Source organism: Brevundimonas sp. (assembly GCF_036399195.1).
Lineage (GTDB): Bacteria > Pseudomonadota > Alphaproteobacteria > Caulobacterales > Caulobacteraceae > Brevundimonas.
In genome coordinates this window covers 1-20,427 of the sequence record NZ_DASWNO010000122.1, presented here as the reverse complement: position 1 = coordinate 20,427, position 20,427 = coordinate 1, and the positions used below count along the sequence as shown (strand labels likewise).

The following is a 20,427-nucleotide window of genomic DNA, read 5'->3' as shown; positions in this document are numbered from 1 at the left end:
GACCGCTCGAGCCGGGGCCGGATGTTGTCCAGCCGCTTCTGCACCACGTCGCAGGCGATCAGGCGCACCGGCGCCGCGGGCTCAGCGGCCCTGCTTGCAGCGATGTCATCAGCTCCGACCGGCGACCAGCCGCCGCGCGGCGCGGGAACCTCGGTCGGCGGCGCGTCCGGCAGGGCCAGCGCGGCCAGCGCCAGCGTCTTGCCACCGCCGCCGGCGCAATAGTCGACCACGACCGTCTCGGGCGTGAACGTCAGCCCCGCCCCGGCCAGCCAGGTGACGATCTGCGAGCCTTCGTCCTGAATCTCGATCCGCCCGGCCTCGAAGGCGTCCAGACCCTGCACATTCGGCGCGGGCTGGGCGGCAAGGCGCAGGCCCCGGGCGGACAGAGGCGTCGGCTCTGGCGACAGGCCCCCGGCGCGCAGCTCGGCCACGGCTCCTGCGAGCGTCGCCCGCGCTCCATTCACCCGCAGATCGACCGGCGCGCGCTGCATCAGCGCTTCAGCTTCGGCCTGCGCGCGATCGCCGAACACGGCCTGAAGGTCTTCGACGACGAAGGCGGGCAGCCCTCCCGCAGCGGAAGCGGCCGCTTCGGACGTCTCTCCAACCATGGCGATCCGGGCGCGCTCCTGCTTCGACAGAGGCCGGGGGCCATAGCCCTCGCCGGAGTGCAGCGCCTCGATCGCCTCCAGCGGCAGACGGTCCAGAACGGCCAAGGCGCCGATGACCAGAGCCCGGCCGTCCTCGCGCCCGCCCATGGCTTCGACCAGCCGGCCGCGCGAACGCAGCACCTGATAGACCCGCTCGGCCACGGCGCGGCGGTCGCCGGAGCCCGCATAGCGATTGGCGGCGCCCCAGGCCTTGATCACCGTCTCGGCGGGCGCGCGCCCCTGGGCGATGCTGTCGAGAACGGAGGCGGCGGCGGCGAGGCGGGCGGCTGGAGTCACGGGGTTCCGATCAGATGAACAGGGCCGCCAGCACCATCACCAGCCCGACGGCGGCGACCATCCAGACCAGCGAGCGGATGTAGGGGACGCCGAAGGCGTAGAGCGGCACATAGATCAGCCGCCCGAAGAAGTAGAGGTGCGTGCCGATGAAGGTCAGCTGGCCGTCCTTGCCCGCCACATGCGCCATAATCACGGCGGCGGCGAACAGCGGCAGGGTTTCGAACAGATTGGCCTGCGCCCGCATCAGCCGCCCGGCCATGGGTCCGGGAGGCGGCGCCTCGCCGTCGCGCGGCCCGGCGTTCCATTTGGCGCCGAGCTCCGACGTCCGCGCCGCGCCCGCCGCCCCGATCTGAACCAACGCCAGGATCAGGGTGAAGGCCAACATGATGAATTCTGGCGTCATATCCATGGCTTGAGCCTCCCCGCTCATCCCTGACGATAGTTCGGCGCTTCCCGCGTGATCATCACGTCATGGACGTGGCTCTCGCGCAGGCCAGCCCCCGTGATGCGTACGAATCGGGCGCGCTCCTGCAGGTCGGCGATGGTGGCCGCACCGACATAGCCCATGGCCGCGCGCAGGCCGCCGACCATCTGGTGCAGCACCGGCGCGATCGGCCCCTTGTACGGCGTCTGGCCCTCGATGCCCTCGGGCACCAGCTTGCGGCTGTCCTCCACTTCCTTCTGGAAATAGCGGTCGGCCGACCCGGCCCCCATGGCCCCGACCGAGCCCATGCCCCGGTATGACTTGTACGACCGGCCCTGGTACAGGAACACCTCGCCCGGGCTCTCGTCCGTGCCCGCGAACATCGAGCCCATCATGGCGACCGAGGCCCCCGCCGCGATCGCCTTGGCGAGGTCGCCCGAGTATTTGATGCCGCCGTCGGCGATGACCGGCGCGCCCGAGTCCTTCGCCGCCCGGACAGCCTCCATAATGGCGGTCAGCTGGGGCACGCCCACGCCGGCGACGATGCGGGTGGTGCAGATGCTGCCGGGCCCGATTCCGACTTTCACGGCGTCCGCGCCCGCGTCGATCAGGGCCCGCGCCGCGTCATAGGTGGCGATGTTGCCGGCGATGATCTGGATGCGGTTGGACTCGCGCTTGATGCGCTCGACCACCCTCGACACCTGGATCGAGTGACCATGGGCCGTGTCGATGACCACCACGTCCACCCCGGCCTCGGCCAGCGCCATGGCCCGCTCGTAGCCCGCGTCCCCGACGGTCGAGGCGGCGCCGACCAGCAGCCGGCCCTGATCGTCCTTGGCCGCGTGGGGATGGGCCTGGGCCTTCTCGATGTCCTTCATCGTGATCAGGCCAGTCGCGCGATAATCCTCGTCGACAACGATGACGCGCTCGATCTTGCGATCGCGCAGCAGCGCCCTCGCCTCGTCCCGTCCCGCGCCTTCGCGCACGGTGATCAGGTCGCCGGTGGTCATCAGCTCGGCGGCCCTGCGGTTCGGATCGGTGTCGAACCGCATGTCCCGGTTGGTCAGGATGCCGACCAGCCGACCGGTCGCGGGATCGACCACCGGAAAGCCGCTGATCTTCTTCTTGGCGACGATCGCGCGGATCTCGCCGAGCGTGGTTTCAGGCGTGATGGTCACCGGATTGATGACCATGCCGCTCTCGTAGCGCTTCACCTCGCGCACCTGATCGGCCTGTTCCTCGACCGACATGTTGCGGTGGAGGACGCCCAGTCCCCCGGCCTGCGCCATGGCGATCGCCAGACGGCTTTCGGTGACCGTGTCCATGGCGGACGAGGTCAGGGGGATGTTCAACCGGATGTCGCGGGTCAGCTTCGTCGAGACGTCCGCGTCGGCGGGCATGATCTCTGACGGGCCGGGTTCGAGCAAAACATCGTCGAAGGTGAGCCCTTCGCGAATCTCCATGAGGAGCCTCCGTTTTGCGGGCCGCGTATAGCGGTCACGGCGGTGGAACCGCAAGGGGCGGCTGGTCTTATCGTGCGGATAAGAAGATTTGCCTTGCCCGATGCGGCGCCGGCCCCACATTTGTACGACGCATGGTCCGAACCCTCATCAGCACGGCCCGCCGCCTCGCGCTCAAGATCGCGAGCTATGGCGTGATGCACCTCGTGATCGCCATCCTGGTGGCGTTCGCCATCACCCGCGACTGGCGCATGGCGCTGGCGGTCGGTGTCGTCGAGCCCTTCTTCCAGACCATCGCCTATTCGATTCATGACCGGGTCTGGCACCGGATCGAGCACCGGCGGATGCTGTCGAACCTCGAAGAAGCCTCCGAGGCCTTCACCGCGCGCCTGCAGATCATGGCGCCCGAGGAACAGACCCGCGCCCACGGCCACCACGGCCACAGCCACGCCCTGCCCCGCTCGTTGAAACAGATCGCCGCCAAGTCCGTCACCTACGGCCTGATGCATTTCGTGGTCGCGGTGACGGTGGCCTTCGCCCTGACCCAAAACTGGCGCACGGCCTTGGCCATCGGCATCATCGAGCCTCTGGTGCAGACGGTCTTCTTCACCGCCCACGATCGTATCTGGAGCCGGATCGAGGCGCGGAAGGCCAAACAGGCTGCTGAGATGGCTTCGGCCTAGCGTCTGTTCATCGCCACCAGGAAGACTTCAGCGCTGTCCTTCCGGCTGGATTCCGGCTTCACGTATTTCACCGTCTCGAACTCCTGCCGCAGGCGCGCCAGAACGCCGCCGGCGTCGCCGCCCTGGAAGTTCTTCGAGACGAAATGCCCGCCCGGCCTGAGCGTGCGGATGGCGAAGTCCGCGGCGATCTCGATCAGGGCGATGATCTTCAGGTGGTCGGTCTGGCGGTGGCCGACGGTGTTGTGCGCCATGTCCGAGAGCACCAGATCGGGCGGACCGCCGAGCAGGTCCATCATCTGCTGGTCCACGCCGGCATGGGTGAAGTCCGCCTGCAGCATGATGGCGCCGGGCACGGGCTCGACCGGCAGCAGATCCACGCCGACGACCGAGATCGCGCCCCGCTTGACCGCCACCTGCGCCCAGCCGCCCGGCGCGGCGCCCAGGTCGATGACCCGGCTGCCCTGCCGGATCAGGTGGAAGCGGTCGTCGATCTCCAGCAGCTTGAAGGCCGCGCGGCTGCGCCAGCCTTCGGCGCGGGCCCGCTCGGACCATTTGTCCGACAACTGGCGTTTGATCCACTGCTGGCTGGACATCGACTTGGTGTCCGCCGTCTTCATCTTCGTGCCCATGCCGCGCCCGGCGGCCGTGCCGCCAGAGGGCGGCCGGACCATGCGGCGGCGTTCCGGTTCGTCCTCACTCATGTTCCAGATATCTCATCCGCTCATCCCGGCGAAAGCCGGGACCCAGTGCTTTGGGTGACGGAAAAAGTCCGACCGAACACCCCTGCTGATCCCATACACCGAGTTCAAGCGAAAGAACTGGGTCCCGGCTTTCGCCGGGATGAGCGGGAGGGTAAGGACACCCACCCCAGACAAGGAGCGCACCGATGGCCGAAACCCTCACCTTCACTCTCGACACCGGCGACGGCCAGGAACGCGACGTGGTCATCAAGCTCCGCTCCGACCTGGCGCCCGGCCACGTCGCCCGTATCAGCGAGCTCGCGGGCGAAGGCTTCTACGACGGCGTCGTCTTCCACCGAGTCATCCCCGGCTTCATGGCCCAGGGCGGCGACCCGACCGGCACGGGCACTTCAGGCTCGAAGAAGCCCAACCTGAAAGCGGAATTCTCGGCCGAGCGCCACGTGCGCGGCGTCTGCTCCATGGCCCGCACGTCCGATCCGAACAGCGCCAACAGCCAGTTCTTCATCTGCCTCGACGACGCCACCTTCCTCGACCGCCAGTACACGGTCTGGGGGGAAGTCATCGAAGGCATGGACGTCGTCGACGCCCTGCCCAAGGGCGAACCGCCCCGGTCGCCGGGCAAGATCGTCAAGGCGACGGTGAGCTGAGGGATTAGGGACGAGGGGTTAGGGATTAGGGATTAGAGTGGACCGGGATCGGACCAGCCGCTTCGGCCCAAGGCGTCATCCCTAATCCCTAATCCCTGATCCCTACTCGATCTCCACCACTTCGACCCGCGCCCCGTTCAGCACGAGGGCGATCTCGCCGCGTTTCAGCTTCAGCGCGTCCTCGCCGAACAGCTGGCGGCGCCAGCCCTTCAGGGCGTCCACGTCGGCCTCGTCGTCGAGGGCGATCTTCTCGAGGTCGGACACGTTGGCGAGCAGCTTGGTCGCCACGCCGGCGTTGTCGCTCTTGGCTTTCAGCAGGACCTTGAGCAGTTCGACCACCGACGGCGGCGCCGGCTGGTTGTGGGCGGGCCGATCCAGCTTGGGCGCATGCGCCTCGGGGTCCGCCAACACCCGCTTCAGCTCCTCGATCAGCTCCAGACCTAGCCGCGAGGCGCCAAATCCCTTGGGCACCGAGCGCAGGCGGTTGAACGCGTCGGGATCGGTCGGGCCCTGCGCCGCGATCTCGTCGATGGCCTCGTCCTTCAGGATGCGGCCGCGCGGCTGATCACGTTCCTGCGCCGTGCGCTCGCGCCAGACGGCGGTCGCCACGAAGGCGGACAGATATCTGGCGGAATACTTCTTCGGCTTCAGGCGCTTCCACGCCTTTTCCGGATCGGTGTCGTAGAGGGCTGGATCGGTCAGATCCTCCATCTCGGCCATGACCCAGTCCAGCCGCCCCTCTTTCTGCAGGCGGTCGCGCAGCTTGGGATACAAGGCCGCAAGGTGGGTCACGTCGCCGAGGGCGTAGATCAGTTGCGCCTCGGACAGCGGCCGACGGCCCCAGTCGGTGAAGCGGCTGCCCTTGTCGACTTCCTGCCTCAGCATCTGCCGCACCAGCGCCTCGTACGAGACTTGATCCCCGAACCCGGCGGCCATGGCGGCGACCTGGGTGTCGAACATCGGCTTGGGCATGGCGCCGAGTTTGACGAAGATTTCGGTATCCTGACGCGCCGCGTGGAAGACCTTGATGATCTTCGGATCGCGCAGCAGGTCGAGGAAGGGCTCGAGGTCCAGACCGTCGGCCATCGGATCGATGATCGCCGCGTCCGTGGCCGAGGCCGCCTGTATCAGGCACAGGCGCGGCCAGTAGGTCGTCTCCCGCATGAACTCGGTGTCGACCGTGATGAAAGGCTGGTCAGCCAGCCGTGCGCAGAAGTCTCGCAGGGCCTCGGTGGTGGTGATCGGCGTCATTCGGATGCTATAGCCCCGCCCGACACGGTTGTGGCAAGAGCCGCCGCAGAAAACCTCCCACTGATTCAGGCCGGTGACCCATGGGCGACACGTCGGACAAGCTCGACAACGGCCTGACCTACGCGGATGCGGGGGTCGACATCGACGCCGGCGAGATGCTGGTCGACGCGATCAAGCCGCTGGCGAGGTCGACGCGCCGCCCCGGGGCCGAGGCCTCGCTGGGGGGATTCGGAGCCCTGTTCGACCTGAAGGCGGCCGGGTTCGAGGATCCGCTGATCGTCGCCACCACGGACGGCGTCGGGACCAAGCTGAAGATCGCCATCGAGACGGGCCGGCATGACGGCGTCGGGATCGATCTTGTGGCCATGTGCGTCAACGACCTGCTGGCCCAGGGCGCGGAGCCGTTGCTGTTTCTCGACTACTACGCCACCGGCAAGCTCGAGATCGACGCCGCCAAGCGCGTCGTCGCGGGCATCGCCGAGGGCTGCCGTCAGGCCGGCTGCGCGCTGGTCGGCGGCGAGACGGCCGAGATGCCGGGCATGTACACCGGCGGCGACTACGATCTGGCGGGATTCTCCCTTGGAGCGGTCGAGCGGGGCCACGCCCTGCCCTACCTCGACCGTCAGGCGGCCGGTGACGTCATCATCGGCCTCGGCTCGTCCGGGCCGCACTCGAACGGTTATTCCCTGATCCGCAAGGTGGTGGAGAAGTCGGGCCTGTCGTGGGGCGACGACGCCCCTTTCGCCCGCGATCGCACCCTCGCGCAGGCGCTGATGGAGCCGACCCGCATCTATGTGAAGCCGGTGCTGCCCCTGATGAAGGCCGGCCTGATCAAGGGCGCGGCGCACATCACCGGCGGCGGCTTGATCGAAAACCCGCCCCGCTGCATCGCCGACGGCCTTCAGGCTGCGTTCGACTGGGCTGCCTGGCCGATGCCGCATGTGTTCCAGTGGCTGGGCGAGACCGGCGGCATCTCCGATCACGAACTGCGCCGCACGTTCAACTGCGGCGTCGGCTTCATTCTGATCGTGGCGCCGGAGAACGCGGAGCCGGTGCTCGAGGCCCTGCTCAACGCCGGCGAGGTGGCCTTCGTCTGCGGGCAACTGGAGGCGGCCTGATCCGGCGACGAACGACGTAGCCAGGAACTACCCCGTCACACCTGACGGACGCTATCTGGTCGTCAGGGGCCGCCTTTGGCGCCGCACCAATCCTGACCTGCCGGAGGAGCGCCGGCTTGCATTGCTGAGTGATCTGGGCCGCGCGAGAGCCGCAGTTAAGGCAGCGAGGAAGTCGGGCGCCGGCGTGGCGGAGGCTGGCGCGGCCGTTGATCGCGCCAAGACCGCGCTCGGCGAACGAGGTCCCGTCTGGTGGAGTGATGGAGCGCCGGACTTCAACCGACATCTGGCGAAGAACACGCCCTACGCCGACTGGTTTGCATCGCTGGAGAGCTGACCTGCTCCTGCGGTCCGACGGCTGACCGGACACGCCAGCTGACAAAGAGGGTTAGCAAGCGTCACCGTTTGCAACGGCGCCCTGGATAGCGGGTTGAGAGGGTCTCGGGAGGGGACTGGCTTGGCTTCGATACTGATCGCGGATGATGATCCGACCGTGCGCATGATCGCGTGCGAAATGCTGCGCGACGGAGACTATGCGATCATCGAAGCCGCCGACGGCGACCTGGCGATGCAAGTGATCGAGCGCGTGCCCATTGATCTGGTCGTGCTTGATCTGCTGATGCCGAACCGCGACGGGTTGGAGGTGATCCGCACGATCCGGCAGTCGCATCCGGGCATTCGCATCCTCGCCATCTCGTCCGGCGGCCGCGCGAGCGCCGTGAGCTATCTCGAAACGGCTCGCGTGTTCGGCGCCGACGAGGTGATGGCCAAGCCGTTGCGGATGGTCAGCTTTGTCGCCGCGGTCGAACGGCTGCTCCAGGCGCCGTCGCGGCAGAATGGCCCCTGGGCCCTCGCGGGCTAGCCCCCCTGTGCTGTGAGCGGCCGGCTCCGGGCCGATCCGTCCCCGACGACACTTGCGATGACGAACGTCTGAATCCGTTGACCGCGCTGAAGCCGACCGGCAAGGTCCGCCCCTCCCAGATGACATGAGGCCATTCGATGCGCGCCCTTTCCCTCGCCCTCGCCGGCCTGATGATCGTCTCGACGCCCTCCGCCGCGCAGGCTCCGACCCAGGAACAGGCGCTGCTGCACCAGTTGTCCGGGGAAATCCGGCCGGAGCGCATGCGATCGGATATCGAGGCCATGGTCGGCTTCGGCACCCGCCACACGATGTCGGAGACACGATCGAACACCCGCGGCATCGGCGCGGCCCGCCGCTGGGTCGAGGCGCAGTTCCAGGGCGTCAGCCGCGAGTGCGGCGGCTGCCTGACGGTGGTGACGCCGTCCGACACCGTCACCGGCGCGCGGGTCCCGACACCGACGGAGGTGGTCAACGTCGTCGCCATCCAGCGCGGCACGGGGGATCCGAACCGGGTCATCATCATCTCCGGCCACCTCGACTCCCGCGTCACCGACGTGATGAACTTCACGGACGACGCCCCCGGGGCCAACGACGACGCGTCGGGCGTAGCCGCGGTTCTGGAAGCCGCCCGCGTGCTGTCGAAGCACCGGTTCGACGCTACCCTCGTCTACGCTGCCTTGTCCGGTGAAGAGCAGGGCCTGCTGGGCGGAAAGATCCTGGCCGACTACGCCAAGGCGCAGGGCTGGCGGGTCGAGGCCAACCTCAACAACGACATCGTCGGCAACTCCGAAGGCCAGTCCGGTGTGCGCGACACGACCCGCGTCCGGGTCTTCTCCGAGGGCACCAAGACCGTCGAGACCGAGGCCCAGGAGGAGCGTCGGCGCTACAACGGCGGCGAGGTCGACTCGTCGTCGCGCAACCTGGCCCGGTTCGTCGACGCGGTGGCGCAACGCTACCTGGCTAATTTCGACGTCGAGATGATCTATCGCACCGACCGCTACGGGCGCGGCGGCGACCAGGTCGAGATGCTGCGGGCGGGCTTCCCGGCCGTCCGCATCTCCGAGGGCGCAGAGAACTACGACCGCCAACATCAGGACCTGCGCACCGAGAACGGCGTCCACTATGGCGACACCATCGACGGCGTGGACTTCGACTATCTGGGCCAGGTCGCGCGACTGAACATCGTCGCCATGGCGGCGCTGGCCAACGCGCCCGCCAGCCCTCTGGGCGTGGCCATCGAGGGCGCCGTAAAGCCGGACACCACGATCCGCTGGCAGGCCGTGCCGGGGGCCGCGAGCTATCGCGTCTGGTGGCGCCCGACCACGGCGGCCCAGTGGACCAACAGCCGCTCCGCCGGATCGGCGACCGAACTGGTGCTGCCGGGCATCGTCATCGACGACTACTTCTTTGGGGTCTCGGCGATTTCAGAGGACGGGTACGAGAGCCCCGTGGTCTTCCCCGGCCCGGCGGGATCGTTCGTCTCGGTGGGAGACCCGGCGCCGCGTCCGGCGAACTGATGTCGGACGCCGCCCGCGGCCGCGTCCGCGTCGCCGTCCTGATCTCCGGCGCCGGCTCCAACATGGCCGCCCTGATCGACGCCGCGGCCTCGCCGGACGCGCCGTTCGACGTGGTGCTGGTGGTGTCGAACAGGGCCGACGCGGGCGGGCTGACGGTCGCGGCCGCCAAGGGCGTGCCGACGCGGGTGGTCGAGACAAAACCGCACGACGGCGGCCGCGAAGCCCACGAAAGGGTCATCGACGGCGTCCTGGCTGAGTATGCCGTCGAGCTTGTGGCGCTCGCCGGCTATATGCGGCTGCTGACCCCGTGGCTGGTTGACCGGTGGAAAGGACGGATGCTGAACATCCACCCAAGCCTGCTGCCGAAATATCCCGGCCTCGACACCCACGCCCGCGCTCTTGCGGCGGGCGACAAGGAAGCGGGCTGTTCCGTGCATCTGGTGACGGAGGGCGTGGATGAAGGCCCAGTGCTGGCGCAGGCGAGAGTTCCGGTCCTGCGGGACGACACCCCCGCTTCGCTGGCGCAGCGCGTAGTGGTGGCCGAACACCAGCTCTACCCTGCAGCCCTTGCCGACTTCTGTCGGGCGTAACAGATTAGAAGTTTGTAATCTCGCGGATTTGTCGGGACAGCAGTCGTGAGCTGAGGCAGCTTGCCGCCGAATTCTCAACGGGGTCTCCCATGTCCAGACTGAACCTCATGGCCTGCGCCGCCGGCGCGGCGCTTCTTCTCGCCGCCGGCGTCGTGCAGGCGCAGACGACGCCTCCGATCGTCGAGATTCCTTCGGCCACCCAGCCCCAGATCGGAACGTTCGGGTTCGACGTGGGAGGGATGGATACGAGCGTTCGGCCCGGCGCCGACTTCAACCAGTTCGCCAACGGAACCTACCTGCGGAACACCGAGATTCCCGCGGACCGCACCTCCTACGGCGCCTTCCACGTCCTGGCCGACCGTTCGGAAGCCCAGTTGAGAGAAATCATCGAGGAAAGCGCGGCCAATCCTTCGGCGAGCCCCGACGCCGCGCGCATCGGCTCGTTCTTCAACAGCTTCATGGACGAGGCGACGGTCGAGCGGCTGGGCGCCACGCCGTTGCAGGCCGACCTCGCCGAGGTTCGCGCGGCGGACACCCGTGAGAAGATCGCGCGGCTGATGGGACGGACTCAGTCCGGCTTCGGCTCCAGCCTGTTCGGCGTGCAGATCTTCGAGGACCTCAAAGACCCCCGTACGATCAGCGCCTACATCGGCCAGGGCGGGCTCGGCATGCCCGACCGCGACTATTATCTGGAAGCGAATTTCGCCACCCAGAAGGCGGCCTACCAGGTCTACGTCGCCAAGGCGCTCGAGCTCGCCGGCTGGCCAAGCCCGCAGCAGGCCGCGGCTGACATCGTCGCCTTCGAGACACGCATCGCCGAACAGCACTGGACCCAGGTCCAGAGCCGCCAGATCGACAAGATCTACAACCCGGCGACCATCGCCGAGCTGACCGCGGCCGCGCCGGGCTTCGACTGGGCGTCTTGGGCCGACGGCGCCCAGGTCGGCGCCGTTCCGGTGCTGATCGCCGCCAACAACACCGCCTTCCCTGGCATGGCGAGGGTCTTCGCGGAGACGCCGATCGGGACGCTGCAGTCGTGGCAGGCCTTCCATATCGTCGATCAGGCCGCGCCTTATCTGTCGAGCGCCTTCGTCGAGAACCGCTTCAACTTTTACGGCAAGGTCCTGAGCGGCCAGCCGCAGGACCGCCCGCGCTGGAAGCGGGGCGTCGCTCTGGTGAACGGCTCCGTCGGCGAAGTTCTGGGCCGCGAGTTCGTCGCCCGCCACTTCCCAGCGGAATCCAAGGCTCAGATGGAAGAACTTGTCGCCAATCTTCGGGCGGCGATGACGCGCCGGATCGAGAACCTTGACTGGATGAGCGCGGAAACGAAGCAGCAGGCGCTCTACAAGATGAGCCGGTTCGGGGTGAAGATCGGCTATCCGGAGGAATGGCGCCAATACGACGGCCTGCGCATCGAGCCCGGCGACCTGTACGGCAATGTCGAGCGTTCCGCCGCCTTTGAATGGGCCTTCGAGGTCGCCAAGCTGGGCCGCCCCGTAAATCCCCTCGAGTGGGGTATGACGCCACAGACGGTGAACGCCTACTACAACTCGGTCCGCAACGAGATCGTCTTCCCGGCCGCCATCCTGCAGGCTCCCTTCTTCGACCCGAACGCCGACGCAGCCATCAACTACGGCGGCATCGGCGCGGTCATCGGCCACGAGATCACCCACGGCTTCGACGATCAGGGCCGCAAGACCGACGGCGACGGCGTGCTGCGCGACTGGTGGACGCCGGATGACGCTGCCAAGTTCGAGGAGCGGGCGGCGGTCCTGGGGGCGCAGTATGGGCTGCTGAGCCCGCTGGAAGGCGCGACGGTCAACCCCGCCCTGACCATGGGTGAGAACATCGCCGACCTGGGCGGGCTGCTGCTGGCGCTGGACGCGTACCACATGTCGCTGAATGGTCAGCCGGCGCCCGTGCTCAACGGCTTGACCGGCGACCAGCGTGTGTTCCTCGGCTGGGCTCAGGTCTGGCGGACGAAAATCCGTGATGAGGCGCTGCGCCAGCAGGTCACGATCGATCCCCACTCGCCGGGCCAGTACCGGGCGGCCGTCTCTCCGCGCAACATCGACGCTTGGTACACGGCGTTCGGCGTTCAGCCGGGCGACGAACAATACCTCGCTCCCGAGGCCCGCGCCCGCATCTGGTAGGCTCGACCCACCCCAAAAAGAGAACGGCCCCGGCGATCGCTCGCCGGGGCCGTTCTTTTACCGATCAAGGCTGCCTAGCCGACGATCTGGTCGTCCGTGAAGAACTGGGCGATCTCGATGCCGGCGTTCTCGATCGAGTCCGATCCGTGGACCGAGTTCTCGCCAATCGACAGGGCGAACTGCTTGCGGATAGTGCCCTCGGCGGCCTGGTCCGGGTTGGTCGCGCCCATGACTTCACGGTAGCGGGCGACGGCGTTCTCGCCCTCCAGCACCTGGACCACGACCGGCTCGGCGGTCATCTGGCCGACCAACTCGCCGTAGAACGGGCGTTCGGCGTGGACTTCATAGAACTTCTTCGCCTGAGCTTCGGTCAGCTTGACGCGGCGCTGGGCCACGATGCGCAGGCCGGCGCCCTCGATCACGGCGTTGACGGCGCCGGTCAGGTTGCGGCGCGTGGCGTCCGGCTTGATGATCGAGAAGGTGCGTTCGGTCATGGGAGTGACTTCTTGTTGGGAGATTGAGGGTCGCGGGCTTATAGACGCGCCCTCCCCGGTTTCCAACCGCTCCATTTTCATGTCTCCCTATCGCTCGGCGCCCCCTGCTTGACTGGGCGCCTCGCTGGTTAAGGGACGCGCGCTGGCCTCGAACTTTCCATGCTCCAGATCACCGACCTGACCTTCAACGCCTGGGGGCGAAAGTTCCTTGAGGACGCTTCGGTCAGCCTGCCGCCCGGCGCCAAGGTCGGACTGGTCGGCCGCAACGGCATCGGCAAGTCGACCCTGTTCAAGCTGGTCCTCGGCGAACTGGCGGCGGGCGGCGATGAGATCAGCCTGCCCAAGACCGCCCGCATCGGCTCCGTCGATCAGGAACATCCCGCCACGCCGGTGAGCGTGCTGGAAACCATTCTCGAGGCCGATGTCGAGCGCCACGACCTGCTGGGCCGTCTGGAAACCGCCGAGCCCGAGGAGATGGGCGAGATCTGGTCCCGGCTGATCGAGATCGACGCCGACGCGGCCCCGGCGCGCGCCTCTGAAATCCTCGTCGGCCTGGGCTTCGATCAGGAGAACCAGCAGCGGCCGATGTCGGAGTTCTCGGGCGGCTGGCGCATGCGCGTCGCCCTCGCCGCCGCCCTGTTCGCCGAGCCGGACATGCTGCTGCTCGACGAACCGACCAACTACCTCGACCTCGAGGGCGCGCTGTGGCTCGAGGCGCGGCTGAAGAAGTATCCGCACACGGCCCTGATCATCTCGCATGACCGAGAGATGCTGAACGAGGTCTGCACCCACATCCTGCACCTCGCGAACCGCACGCTGACCCTCTACACCGGCAACTACGACGCCTTCGAGAAGGCCCGGGCCGAGAAGGCGCGGCTGCAGATGTCCGCCAAGGCCAAGCAGGACGCCGAGCGCGCCCACCTGCAGGCCTTCGTCGACCGCTTCAAGGCCAAGGCCTCCAAGGCCGCGCAGGCCCAGTCGCGCATGAAGCGGCTGGCCAAGATGCAGCCGGTGGCGACGACCATCGAAGAGCGGGTCGCCCCATTCATCCTGCCGTCCCCGCCGCGCCCGCTGGCGCCGCCGCTGATCCGTCTGGAGCGCGCAAACGTCGGCTACGAGCCCGGCAAGCCGATCCTGCGGAACCTCAATCTGCGCATGGACCTCGACGACCGCATTGGCCTGCTGGGCGTCAACGGCGCCGGCAAGTCGACCTTCGCCAAGATGATCGCGGGCGCCCTGAACGTGTCCGAGGGCGAGCTGCACCGGGACCGCAAGATGCGGGTCGGCTGGTTCCACCAGCACCAGATCGAGGCCATGGATCCGACCGACACCCCGCTGGAGATCGTCCGCCGGGCCATGCCGGACGCGTCCGAGAGCAGCCGCCGCTCCAAACTGGCCCAGTGGGGGCTCGGCTATGAAAAGCAGGAGACGACCGTCGCCTCCCTGTCCGGGGGTGAACGCGCCCGCCTGCTGCTCAATCAGGTGGCCATGGACGCCCCGCACATCCTAATCCTCGACGAGCCCACCAACCACCTCGACATCGACAGCCGCCGCGCCCTGCTGGACGCGCTGAACGAGTATTCCGGCGCGGTCATCCTGATCACCCACGACCGGTCGCTGATGGAGCTGGTCGCCGACCGGCTCTGGCTCGCGGCGGACGGCACCGTGAAGCCGTGGGACGGCGACATGGACGACTATGCGAAGTTCGTCCTCGACCGGGCCAAACAAGCGGCGGTGCGACCCAGCCAGATCAAGGACGAGGCCGCCGCGCCGGTCCAGAGCAGTGGCGGCGGCAAGAAGAAGAACGACAAGAAATCAGGTCCTTCGCCCTCGACTCTGCGCCACGCCGTCAAGAAGGCCGAGGAGCGGATGGCGCAGCTGACGGCCGAGATCGCCCGCATCGACGACGACATGGCCAACGCCGCGGTCAGCAATCCCAAGGCCCTCGAGGGCCTGAACCGCGCCCGGGCCAAGACCCAGTCGGATCTCGACGCGGCTGAAGCCGCGTGGATCGCGGCTGAGGAGGCTCTGGCGGAGGTCAGCTAGGTCGGGGGGCGGCCGTCAGGCCGGACCGCCTCGCCTCGACCGAAACGCGCAGCCGTATCTCCCTGGACACCCAGTCGCCGGCCGCATCCGACGCCATACCCAGGTCGAAGGCGGAGCGATCCAGCGTCATCGAGCCCTCAACCCTGGCGCCGCGCGCGGTCTCACGGAAGGTGAAGGGCAGGACGGCCCGCTGGACCCGGTCCTTGATCCGCAGCGTTCCGGCGGCTTCGTAGCGATCGCCACCGACGGATCGAAAAACGGTCGCCTCGAAACGAGCGGAGGGGTGGCGGCCCGGATCAAACCACTCCGGGTCCCTCAGAGAGGCCTCCTGCGTCGCATCTCCGATGCGGGCCGAGCCGGTGCTGACGATCACGACCGCTCTCGATCCCGCCAAGTCCGCGGGATCGAACCAGATGTGGGCGCGCCAGTCTTGGAACCTGCCCCGAAAGTCCACGCCGGCATGAGTCCCGCTGAACTCCAGGGTGGAGGCCGCGGCGTCGATCGTCCATGCCTGGGCTGAACCCGGCGCGACGGGCTCGTCCATCACAACTGTAATCGCAGCCGCCGGTGCGGCCCGACCCAGGTCGTCGCGCGCCTCGGGCCGGGCCAGCAACCACCCGAACAGGCCGATGGCCGGAGCCACGGCCAGTCCAATGAGAGCCGACGCCGTGCGATAGGGCGAAGGGCCGGCGACGCTTGCGGCCGCGGCGGACGATGTCGCCGCGTCCCCGGAGGTCGCGCCAGCGACGGCGCTGCGTTCACGTCTGCGAAGCATCGGCAGCATCCGGGCCAGCACATCGTCGCGGTCCAACACATGGTGTTTGAGGGCCGCGCCTGCGTGCAGGCCAATCAGAAAGACCGCGCCCCACGCCATGGCCTTGTGAGCGCTTAGCGTGTGAAACGCCAAGGTGCGCCGGACACCGACGGCCAGGTTTTCGACGCCCGGGAGGTGCGGAACCTGAATGACGCCGAACCACGACGTGGCGACGTTCAGCGCCTGATCCAGGCCGGCGGCCCAGCCGGTCGAGACGTACAGCCATCCGCTCAGGGGCAGCGCCAACAGCAGGCCGTAGAAGGCGAAGTGTGTGATCCGGGCGACGAAGACTTCCCAGGTCCGGGCGCCCGCCTCGGCGTCCGGGGCCCGATGGGTCAGCCGCCATCCGATACGGATGACAGTCAGCGCCAGCACCGTCAGGCCGATCGACTTGTGCAGCTGAAAGACGCGATAGGCGGCCGCCTGGCTGTCAGGTTCGGCGACCGCCCGGCTCATCCACCACCCCATGGGTATCAGGGCGATCAGGGCGAGAGCGGTCAGCCAGTGCAGGACGATGGCCACCGACGCATAGCCGACGGCGGCCGTAGAGCGGCCTGTCGGCGCGCCGCCACGCGACAGACGATCCTCGTCCACTTCCACCGGCGAGCCGCCTATCGGCCTGCCGCGGCGGCTGGATCCCGGCGGATGAACTCGCCGTCGAAACGGACGGTCACCTCGTCGCTGACGGGCCCCAGGGCCATGCCGAAGTCCGAGCGCTTGAAGCGTCCTTCGGCGGCGAAGCCGATGGCGGGCGCGCCGGCGAACGGATGGCGCTCCAGTTCCCCGTTGAAGGTCGCCCTTAGCGTCACCGGCCGTGTTTGACCGAGGAAAGACAGGTCCCCGGTAACGTCGGCGGTGCGCGGGCCTGTCAGCTTGACCGAGGTCGAACTGAACCGGATTTCGGGGAAGGCCCCGGCGTTGAGGAACCGCTCATTCCGCGCCATGTCCTCGTTCCAGTTGGCGAAATCGCTGCGCGCATGCGTGCGCCGGTAATCGCCCGGGTAATGGGCGTCGACCGAGGCAGGATCGATGGTGAACTCGACCCGGGAGTTGGCCAGGTTCGTCGGGTCCAGAGTGATCGCGCCGTCGAAGGTGTTGAAGCGGGCGACATAGTTGCTGATGCCCCGGTTGTGCCCCACGAACCATTGCAGCGAGGCGTGCGCGGGATCGACCGCGTAGACACCGGCCGGCGCCTTCAGATCGAGGGGCCCGGCCGAAGCGGCCTGTTCCCGACCGCTCGCCGCGGGCGCCGCGGCCGGGCCGCACGCGGCGAGCAGGACGACGGCCGACAACGCCAGCAAATGCTGAACCTTCACCATGGATATCTCCGGTCTGGCGATGACCCGAGCCCGCCCCACCCATTGATGCGTCCGCAGGTCACCTGACCGTCATGGGGTGCGGCAAAGTTGGTCCAAATTGGGCTCCAAGCAGCGCTTCGTAGCGCCGTCGGGCCCGTTGGTTGCAAACGTCTCGCCTCCCACACGCTCAGGCTCGGCGTGTGCGGCAGCCAACCGCCAAGGCGGCGTGAAAATGGTGCGTGTCGGCCGGGAAACCCGTATCGTCGCGAATCCATGCCCATCCGCCGCCTCCCGCCCGAGACCGTCAATCGCATCGCCGCCGGCGAGGTGGTCGAGCGGCCGTCCAGCGCGATCAAGGAACTGGTGGAGAACGCGCTCGACGCGGGGGCCACGCGCATCGAGGTGCAAGCCGACGGCGGCGGGCTGAGCCGGATCCTGATCGCAGACGACGGCTGCGGCATGGCGGCGGACCAACTGGCGCTGGCGGTCGAGCGGCACGCCACCTCCAAGCTGGAGCCGGACGACGCGGGCGACGTCGACCTGCTCCGCATCTCGACGCTGGGCTTCCGCGGCGAGGCCCTGCCCTCGATCGGCTCAGTGGCGCGTCTGACCATCACCAGCCGGCCCAAGGCGGGCGGAGACGCCCACCGGATCGTGGTCGAAGGCGGCGATCAGCGCCCGGTGTCTCCTGCAGGCTTCCCGGGTCCCCACGGCGCTCGCGTCGAGGTGCGCGACCTGTTCTACGCCACGCCCGCCCGACTGAAGTTCATGAAGTCCGAGCGGTCGGAGGCCATGGCCATCTCGGAGGAGATCAAGCGTCAGGCCATGGCGCACGAGACGGTGGCCTTCACCCTCGATCTGGACGGCAGGACCACCCTGCGCTTGCCCGCCGAACACCCGGGCGATGAAGGCCGGCTGAAGCGGCTGGCGGCCCTGCTGGGGCGAGACTTCGAGGCCAACGCCCTGCTGATCGATCAGGCGCGCGAGAACGTCCGGCTGACGGGCTACGCGGGCCTGCCGACCTACAGCCGGGGCAACGCCGGGCACCAGTATCTGTTCGTCAACGGCCGTCCCGTGAAGGACCGGCTGCTGCAGGGCGCGCTGCGGGGCGCCTACGCCGACTTTCTCGCCCGCGACCGGCATCCGGCGGCGGTGCTGTTCCTCGACATCGACCCGCTCTACGTCGACGTCAATGTGCACCCGGCAAAGGCCGAGGTGCGGTTCCGCGATCCGGCGCTGGTGCGCGGGCTGATCGTCGGCGCCATCCGCCATGCGCTGGCCGGAGCCGGCCACCGGGCCTCAACCACCGTGGCCGCGGATGCGTTGGCGGGGTTCCGGCCCTACTCGGGCGTGGGCTCCGGCCCCGCCTACAGCCCGTCCTCACCGTCGGCGCAAGGCTGGAGCGGCTGGCAGGGCTGGGCCGCGCCAGCGAGCGCCATGGCGCAGACCATCCCCGGGCTCGCAGAGCGGTCGGCGCGGGTCGAGCCGGGCCCGGCGCTCGACGGCTGGCCGTCGGACGCCGCTCCGTCCGCGCCTGATTTGATCGACCATCCCCTCGGCGCCGCACGGGCCCAGTTGCACGGAACCTACATCGTGGCCCAGACGCGCGACGGCCTTGTCGTGGTCGACCAGCACGCGGCGCACGAGCGGCTGGTCTACGAGCGAATGAAGGTGCAGATGGCCGCCGGTTCGGTGACGCGGCAGGTGCTGCTGACGCCCGAGGTGGTGGATCTGGACCCGGCCGAGGCCGAGCGGGTCGTCGCCAAGGCGGACGAACTGGCTGAACTCGGCTTGGTGGTCGAACCGTTCGGCGGCGGCGCGGTCCTGGTGCGCGAGACCCCCGCGCTGCTGGGCGCTGCCGACGTGCAGGGCCTGATCCGCGACATCGCCGACGACCTGTCGGAACACGGCGCGGCCCTGTCCCTGACCGAGCGGCTGGGCGAGGTCTGCGGGACCATGGCCTGCCACGGCTCGGTGCGCGCCGGTCGGGTGCTGTCCGCCCCGGAGATGAACGCCCTGCTGCGCGAAATGGAGGCCACCCCTCACTCCGGCCAGTGCAACCACGGCCGCCCGACCTATGTCGAACTGAAGCTGGCGGATCTCGAGAAGCTGTTCGGACGACGCTAGAGCCGGAGCGCCTCGACCACGCCGCCGGCGCGGCCGCCGGACACCACCTCGCCGCCGGCGATGGCGTAGATGACCTCGTCCACGGCCGCCGCCGCCAGTCCATGGCGCGGGGTGCGCATCGGCGGGCCAGCCTCCCAGCGGTCCGTGGCCGGATCGTAGATCCAGGTCTCGGCGAAGACCCCGCCGCCGCCGCCGCGCTGGAACCACTCGCCGCCGAATGCGACCAGTTTGCCGGCTGCGGCCGCCATGGCCAAACCACCGCCGACCTGCTGGCCCGTCGGCGACGGCGGAATGGGCGCGAGCGTTTCCCAGCGGTCGGCGGCCGGATCGTAGCGGTCCAGCCGTCCCGTGCCGCCGCCGCTGACGGTGCGGCCGCCGGCCACCCAGATCACGCCGTCCAGCACGGCGCCGGCTGCGCTGTTGCGGGCCATCGGACAGGGCCGGGCGGCCTCCCAACGATCGGCGTCGCGGTCATAGACCCAGTGATCGGCCACGTCGGACTGATCGTTCCACTGGCCGTTGGCCGCTCCGAGCGGTCGCCTGCCGGTGACCAGGTGGGCGCGGCCGCCGATGTCGACGCCGACGGTTTCGCTCAGCGGGGTCGGCAGGGGCGCGATCGGACTCCAGACCTCGCCGTCGGCCATCCAGGCGTCGGTCACGGCGGTCCAGTCGCCTGCGGCCGAACGGCCGTATCCGCCGACGATCATCAACGCGCCCCCCGCCGTGACGACCATCGGATGGTGACGCGGCGCCGGCAGCCGGCCCAGTTCCGTCCATGTGTCCAGCCGGGGATCATAGCCGCCCACACGGTCCTCGATGTGCAGACCCGCGCCCTCGCCCCGGCGCAGGCCGCCCGCGGTCACGATCTGTCCGCCAGCGACGGCGCAGTAGATCTCCTGAACCGGCCACGGCAGCGAGGCGCGCGGAGCCCATCCGCTGGATTGTTCCTGTGCGCGGGCGGCGAAGGGCAGCGCGGCCGAGGCTACGGCGGCGGCGAGGAAGGTGCGGCGGTCGAGCGGGGTCATGCCCCAGCCTGACTCGGAATCGGCGACGGCGCCAGTGGACTAGCCGGGCGGCGGCATTCTCAGGAAAAGCACCCGCGCGGCGCCGTAGTCGCGCGTATCCAGCCGCTCGTAGCCCGGCGTATCGATATCCGGTTCGTCCGAGCCGCGCTCGAACACAACCACGGCGCCGGGTTTGAGCCAGTCGCCCTCCAGCAGCCGGACCAGGGTCTGCTCGCCCAGACCCTTGCGGTACGGCGGGTCAAGGAAGGCGACGTCGAAGGCCTCGCCGTCCGAACC

General features: G+C 68.6%; 19 protein-coding genes and 1 pseudogene. 10 read left to right on the top strand and 10 right to left on the bottom strand.

Features of this window, described 5'->3' with window-relative positions:
- The 3 genes and pseudogenes from VGB60_RS05775 to guaB form a co-directional block, all read right to left on the bottom strand.
- Positions 1 to 944 (bottom strand): annotated as a pseudogene (locus VGB60_RS05775) (RsmB/NOP family class I SAM-dependent RNA methyltransferase); the annotation flags it as partial.
- A gap of 10 nt (positions 945 to 954) precedes the next feature.
- Positions 955 to 1,353, bottom strand: coding sequence for an MAPEG family protein (locus VGB60_RS05770; protein WP_331037310.1), 399 nt, complete (start codon positions 1,351 to 1,353; stop codon positions 955 to 957).
- Positions 1,354 to 1,370: 17 nt separating this feature from the next.
- Positions 1,371 to 2,831: an IMP dehydrogenase gene (guaB, locus tag VGB60_RS05765; RefSeq protein ID WP_331037309.1), complete on the bottom strand. Its 1,461-nt coding sequence runs from the start codon at positions 2,829 to 2,831 to the stop codon at positions 1,371 to 1,373.
- 131 nt (positions 2,832 to 2,962) lie between these two features.
- Here guaB and VGB60_RS05760 point away from each other — a divergent pair, with 131 nt between their 5' ends.
- Positions 2,963 to 3,511 (top strand): DUF2061 domain-containing protein, encoded by a 549-nt coding sequence (locus VGB60_RS05760; RefSeq protein ID WP_331037308.1) that lies wholly within the window; start codon positions 2,963 to 2,965, stop codon positions 3,509 to 3,511.
- Here VGB60_RS05760 and VGB60_RS05755 read toward each other — a convergent pair.
- Positions 3,508 to 4,212 carry an RlmE family RNA methyltransferase gene (locus VGB60_RS05755; protein ID WP_331037307.1) on the bottom strand — a complete coding sequence of 235 codons (705 nt, stop codon included), beginning with the start codon at positions 4,210 to 4,212 and terminating at the stop codon, positions 3,508 to 3,510. The genes VGB60_RS05760 and VGB60_RS05755 overlap by 4 nt on opposite strands.
- A gap of 185 nt (positions 4,213 to 4,397) precedes the next feature.
- Here VGB60_RS05755 and VGB60_RS05750 point away from each other — a divergent pair, with 185 nt between their 5' ends.
- Positions 4,398 to 4,859, top strand: coding sequence for a peptidylprolyl isomerase (locus tag VGB60_RS05750; protein WP_331037306.1), 462 nt, complete (start codon positions 4,398 to 4,400; stop codon positions 4,857 to 4,859).
- A 102-nt stretch (positions 4,860 to 4,961) separates the two neighbouring features.
- Here VGB60_RS05750 and rnd read toward each other — a convergent pair whose 3' ends face one another.
- Positions 4,962 to 6,110, bottom strand: coding sequence for a ribonuclease D (rnd, locus tag VGB60_RS05745; protein WP_331037305.1), 1,149 nt, complete (start codon positions 6,108 to 6,110; stop codon positions 4,962 to 4,964).
- An 80-nt stretch (positions 6,111 to 6,190) separates the two neighbouring features.
- Between rnd and purM the strand changes: the two genes are divergently transcribed.
- The 6 genes from purM to VGB60_RS05715 all read left to right on the top strand — a co-directional run bounded on the left by purM (position 6,191) and on the right by VGB60_RS05715 (position 12,347).
- Complete coding sequence (gene purM / locus VGB60_RS05740; protein WP_331037304.1) at positions 6,191 to 7,228, top strand: phosphoribosylformylglycinamidine cyclo-ligase; 1,038 nt, start codon at positions 6,191 to 6,193, stop codon at positions 7,226 to 7,228.
- A gap of 184 nt (positions 7,229 to 7,412) precedes the next feature.
- Positions 7,413 to 7,562 (top strand): hypothetical protein, encoded by a 150-nt coding sequence (locus VGB60_RS05735; protein WP_331037303.1) that lies wholly within the window; start codon positions 7,413 to 7,415, stop codon positions 7,560 to 7,562.
- 120 nt (positions 7,563 to 7,682) lie between these two features.
- Positions 7,683 to 8,087, top strand: coding sequence for a response regulator (locus VGB60_RS05730; RefSeq protein WP_331037302.1), 405 nt, complete (start codon positions 7,683 to 7,685; stop codon positions 8,085 to 8,087).
- A gap of 137 nt (positions 8,088 to 8,224) precedes the next feature.
- Complete coding sequence (locus VGB60_RS05725) at positions 8,225 to 9,604, top strand: M20/M25/M40 family metallo-hydrolase (protein WP_331037301.1); 1,380 nt, start codon at positions 8,225 to 8,227, stop codon at positions 9,602 to 9,604.
- Complete coding sequence (gene purN, locus VGB60_RS05720) at positions 9,604 to 10,194, top strand: phosphoribosylglycinamide formyltransferase (protein ID WP_331037300.1); 591 nt, start codon at positions 9,604 to 9,606, stop codon at positions 10,192 to 10,194. Before VGB60_RS05725 ends, purN begins: the two co-directional genes overlap by 1 nt.
- Positions 10,195 to 10,283: 89 nt before the next feature.
- Positions 10,284 to 12,347, top strand: a complete 2,064-nt coding sequence (locus tag VGB60_RS05715) for a M13 family metallopeptidase (RefSeq protein ID WP_331037299.1) — start codon at positions 10,284 to 10,286, stop codon at positions 12,345 to 12,347.
- A 74-nt stretch (positions 12,348 to 12,421) separates the two neighbouring features.
- Here VGB60_RS05715 and ndk read toward each other — a convergent pair whose 3' ends face one another.
- Positions 12,422 to 12,841 (bottom strand): nucleoside-diphosphate kinase, encoded by a 420-nt coding sequence (gene ndk / locus VGB60_RS05710; RefSeq protein ID WP_331037298.1) that lies wholly within the window; start codon positions 12,839 to 12,841, stop codon positions 12,422 to 12,424.
- A 159-nt stretch (positions 12,842 to 13,000) separates the two neighbouring features.
- Between ndk and VGB60_RS05705 the strand changes: the two genes are divergently transcribed.
- A complete protein-coding gene (locus VGB60_RS05705; protein WP_331037297.1) occupies positions 13,001 to 14,887 on the top strand; it encodes an ABC-F family ATP-binding cassette domain-containing protein in 1,887 nt (628 codons plus the stop codon).
- Here the strand turns inward: VGB60_RS05705 and VGB60_RS05700 are convergent.
- Together VGB60_RS05700 and VGB60_RS05695 are read right to left on the bottom strand one after the other, a co-directional pair.
- A complete protein-coding gene (locus tag VGB60_RS05700; RefSeq protein WP_331037296.1) occupies positions 14,880 to 16,301 on the bottom strand; it encodes a cytochrome b/b6 domain-containing protein in 1,422 nt (473 codons plus the stop codon). The two genes, VGB60_RS05705 and VGB60_RS05700, sit on opposite strands and share 8 nt — an antisense overlap.
- Before the next feature lie 11 nt (positions 16,302 to 16,312).
- Positions 16,313 to 17,020, bottom strand: a complete 708-nt coding sequence (locus VGB60_RS05695) for a YceI family protein (RefSeq protein WP_331037295.1) — start codon at positions 17,018 to 17,020, stop codon at positions 16,313 to 16,315.
- Between the two features lie 252 nt (positions 17,021 to 17,272).
- Between VGB60_RS05695 and mutL the strand changes: the two genes are divergently transcribed.
- Positions 17,273 to 19,126 carry a DNA mismatch repair endonuclease MutL gene (gene mutL, locus VGB60_RS05690; protein ID WP_331037294.1) on the top strand — a complete coding sequence of 618 codons (1,854 nt, stop codon included), beginning with the start codon at positions 17,273 to 17,275 and terminating at the stop codon, positions 19,124 to 19,126.
- Here mutL and VGB60_RS05685 read toward each other — a convergent pair.
- Both VGB60_RS05685 and VGB60_RS05680 read right to left on the bottom strand, forming a co-directional pair.
- Positions 19,123 to 20,151 carry a Kelch repeat-containing protein gene (locus tag VGB60_RS05685; RefSeq protein WP_331037293.1) on the bottom strand — a complete coding sequence of 343 codons (1,029 nt, stop codon included), beginning with the start codon at positions 20,149 to 20,151 and terminating at the stop codon, positions 19,123 to 19,125. The genes mutL and VGB60_RS05685 overlap by 4 nt on opposite strands.
- Before the next feature lie 39 nt (positions 20,152 to 20,190).
- Positions 20,191 to 20,427: RsmD family RNA methyltransferase (locus VGB60_RS05680; protein ID WP_331037292.1), on the bottom strand; the 237-nt coding region annotated here is incomplete at its 5' end.

Coding starts and splice junctions, on each gene's coding strand:
- VGB60_RS05770 (WP_331037310.1), bottom strand. CDS start 1,353: ATGGATATGACGCCAGAATTCATCATGTTGGCCTTCACCCTGATCCTG.
- guaB (WP_331037309.1), bottom strand. CDS start 2,831: ATGGAGATTCGCGAAGGGCTCACCTTCGACGATGTTTTGCTCGAACCC.
- VGB60_RS05760 (WP_331037308.1), top strand. CDS start 2,963: ATGGTCCGAACCCTCATCAGCACGGCCCGCCGCCTCGCGCTCAAGATC.
- VGB60_RS05755 (WP_331037307.1), bottom strand. CDS start 4,212: ATGAGTGAGGACGAACCGGAACGCCGCCGCATGGTCCGGCCGCCCTCT.
- VGB60_RS05750 (WP_331037306.1), top strand. CDS start 4,398: ATGGCCGAAACCCTCACCTTCACTCTCGACACCGGCGACGGCCAGGAA.
- rnd (WP_331037305.1), bottom strand. CDS start 6,110: ATGACGCCGATCACCACCACCGAGGCCCTGCGAGACTTCTGCGCACGG.
- purM (WP_331037304.1), top strand. CDS start 6,191: ATGGGCGACACGTCGGACAAGCTCGACAACGGCCTGACCTACGCGGAT.
- VGB60_RS05725 (WP_331037301.1), top strand. CDS start 8,225: ATGCGCGCCCTTTCCCTCGCCCTCGCCGGCCTGATGATCGTCTCGACG.
- purN (WP_331037300.1), top strand. CDS start 9,604: ATGTCGGACGCCGCCCGCGGCCGCGTCCGCGTCGCCGTCCTGATCTCC.
- VGB60_RS05715 (WP_331037299.1), top strand. CDS start 10,284: ATGTCCAGACTGAACCTCATGGCCTGCGCCGCCGGCGCGGCGCTTCTT.
- ndk (WP_331037298.1), bottom strand. CDS start 12,841: ATGACCGAACGCACCTTCTCGATCATCAAGCCGGACGCCACGCGCCGC.
- VGB60_RS05705 (WP_331037297.1), top strand. CDS start 13,001: ATGCTCCAGATCACCGACCTGACCTTCAACGCCTGGGGGCGAAAGTTC.
- VGB60_RS05695 (WP_331037295.1), bottom strand. CDS start 17,020: ATGGTGAAGGTTCAGCATTTGCTGGCGTTGTCGGCCGTCGTCCTGCTC.
- mutL (WP_331037294.1), top strand. CDS start 17,273: ATGCCCATCCGCCGCCTCCCGCCCGAGACCGTCAATCGCATCGCCGCC.
- VGB60_RS05685 (WP_331037293.1), bottom strand. CDS start 20,151: ATGACCCCGCTCGACCGCCGCACCTTCCTCGCCGCCGCCGTAGCCTCG.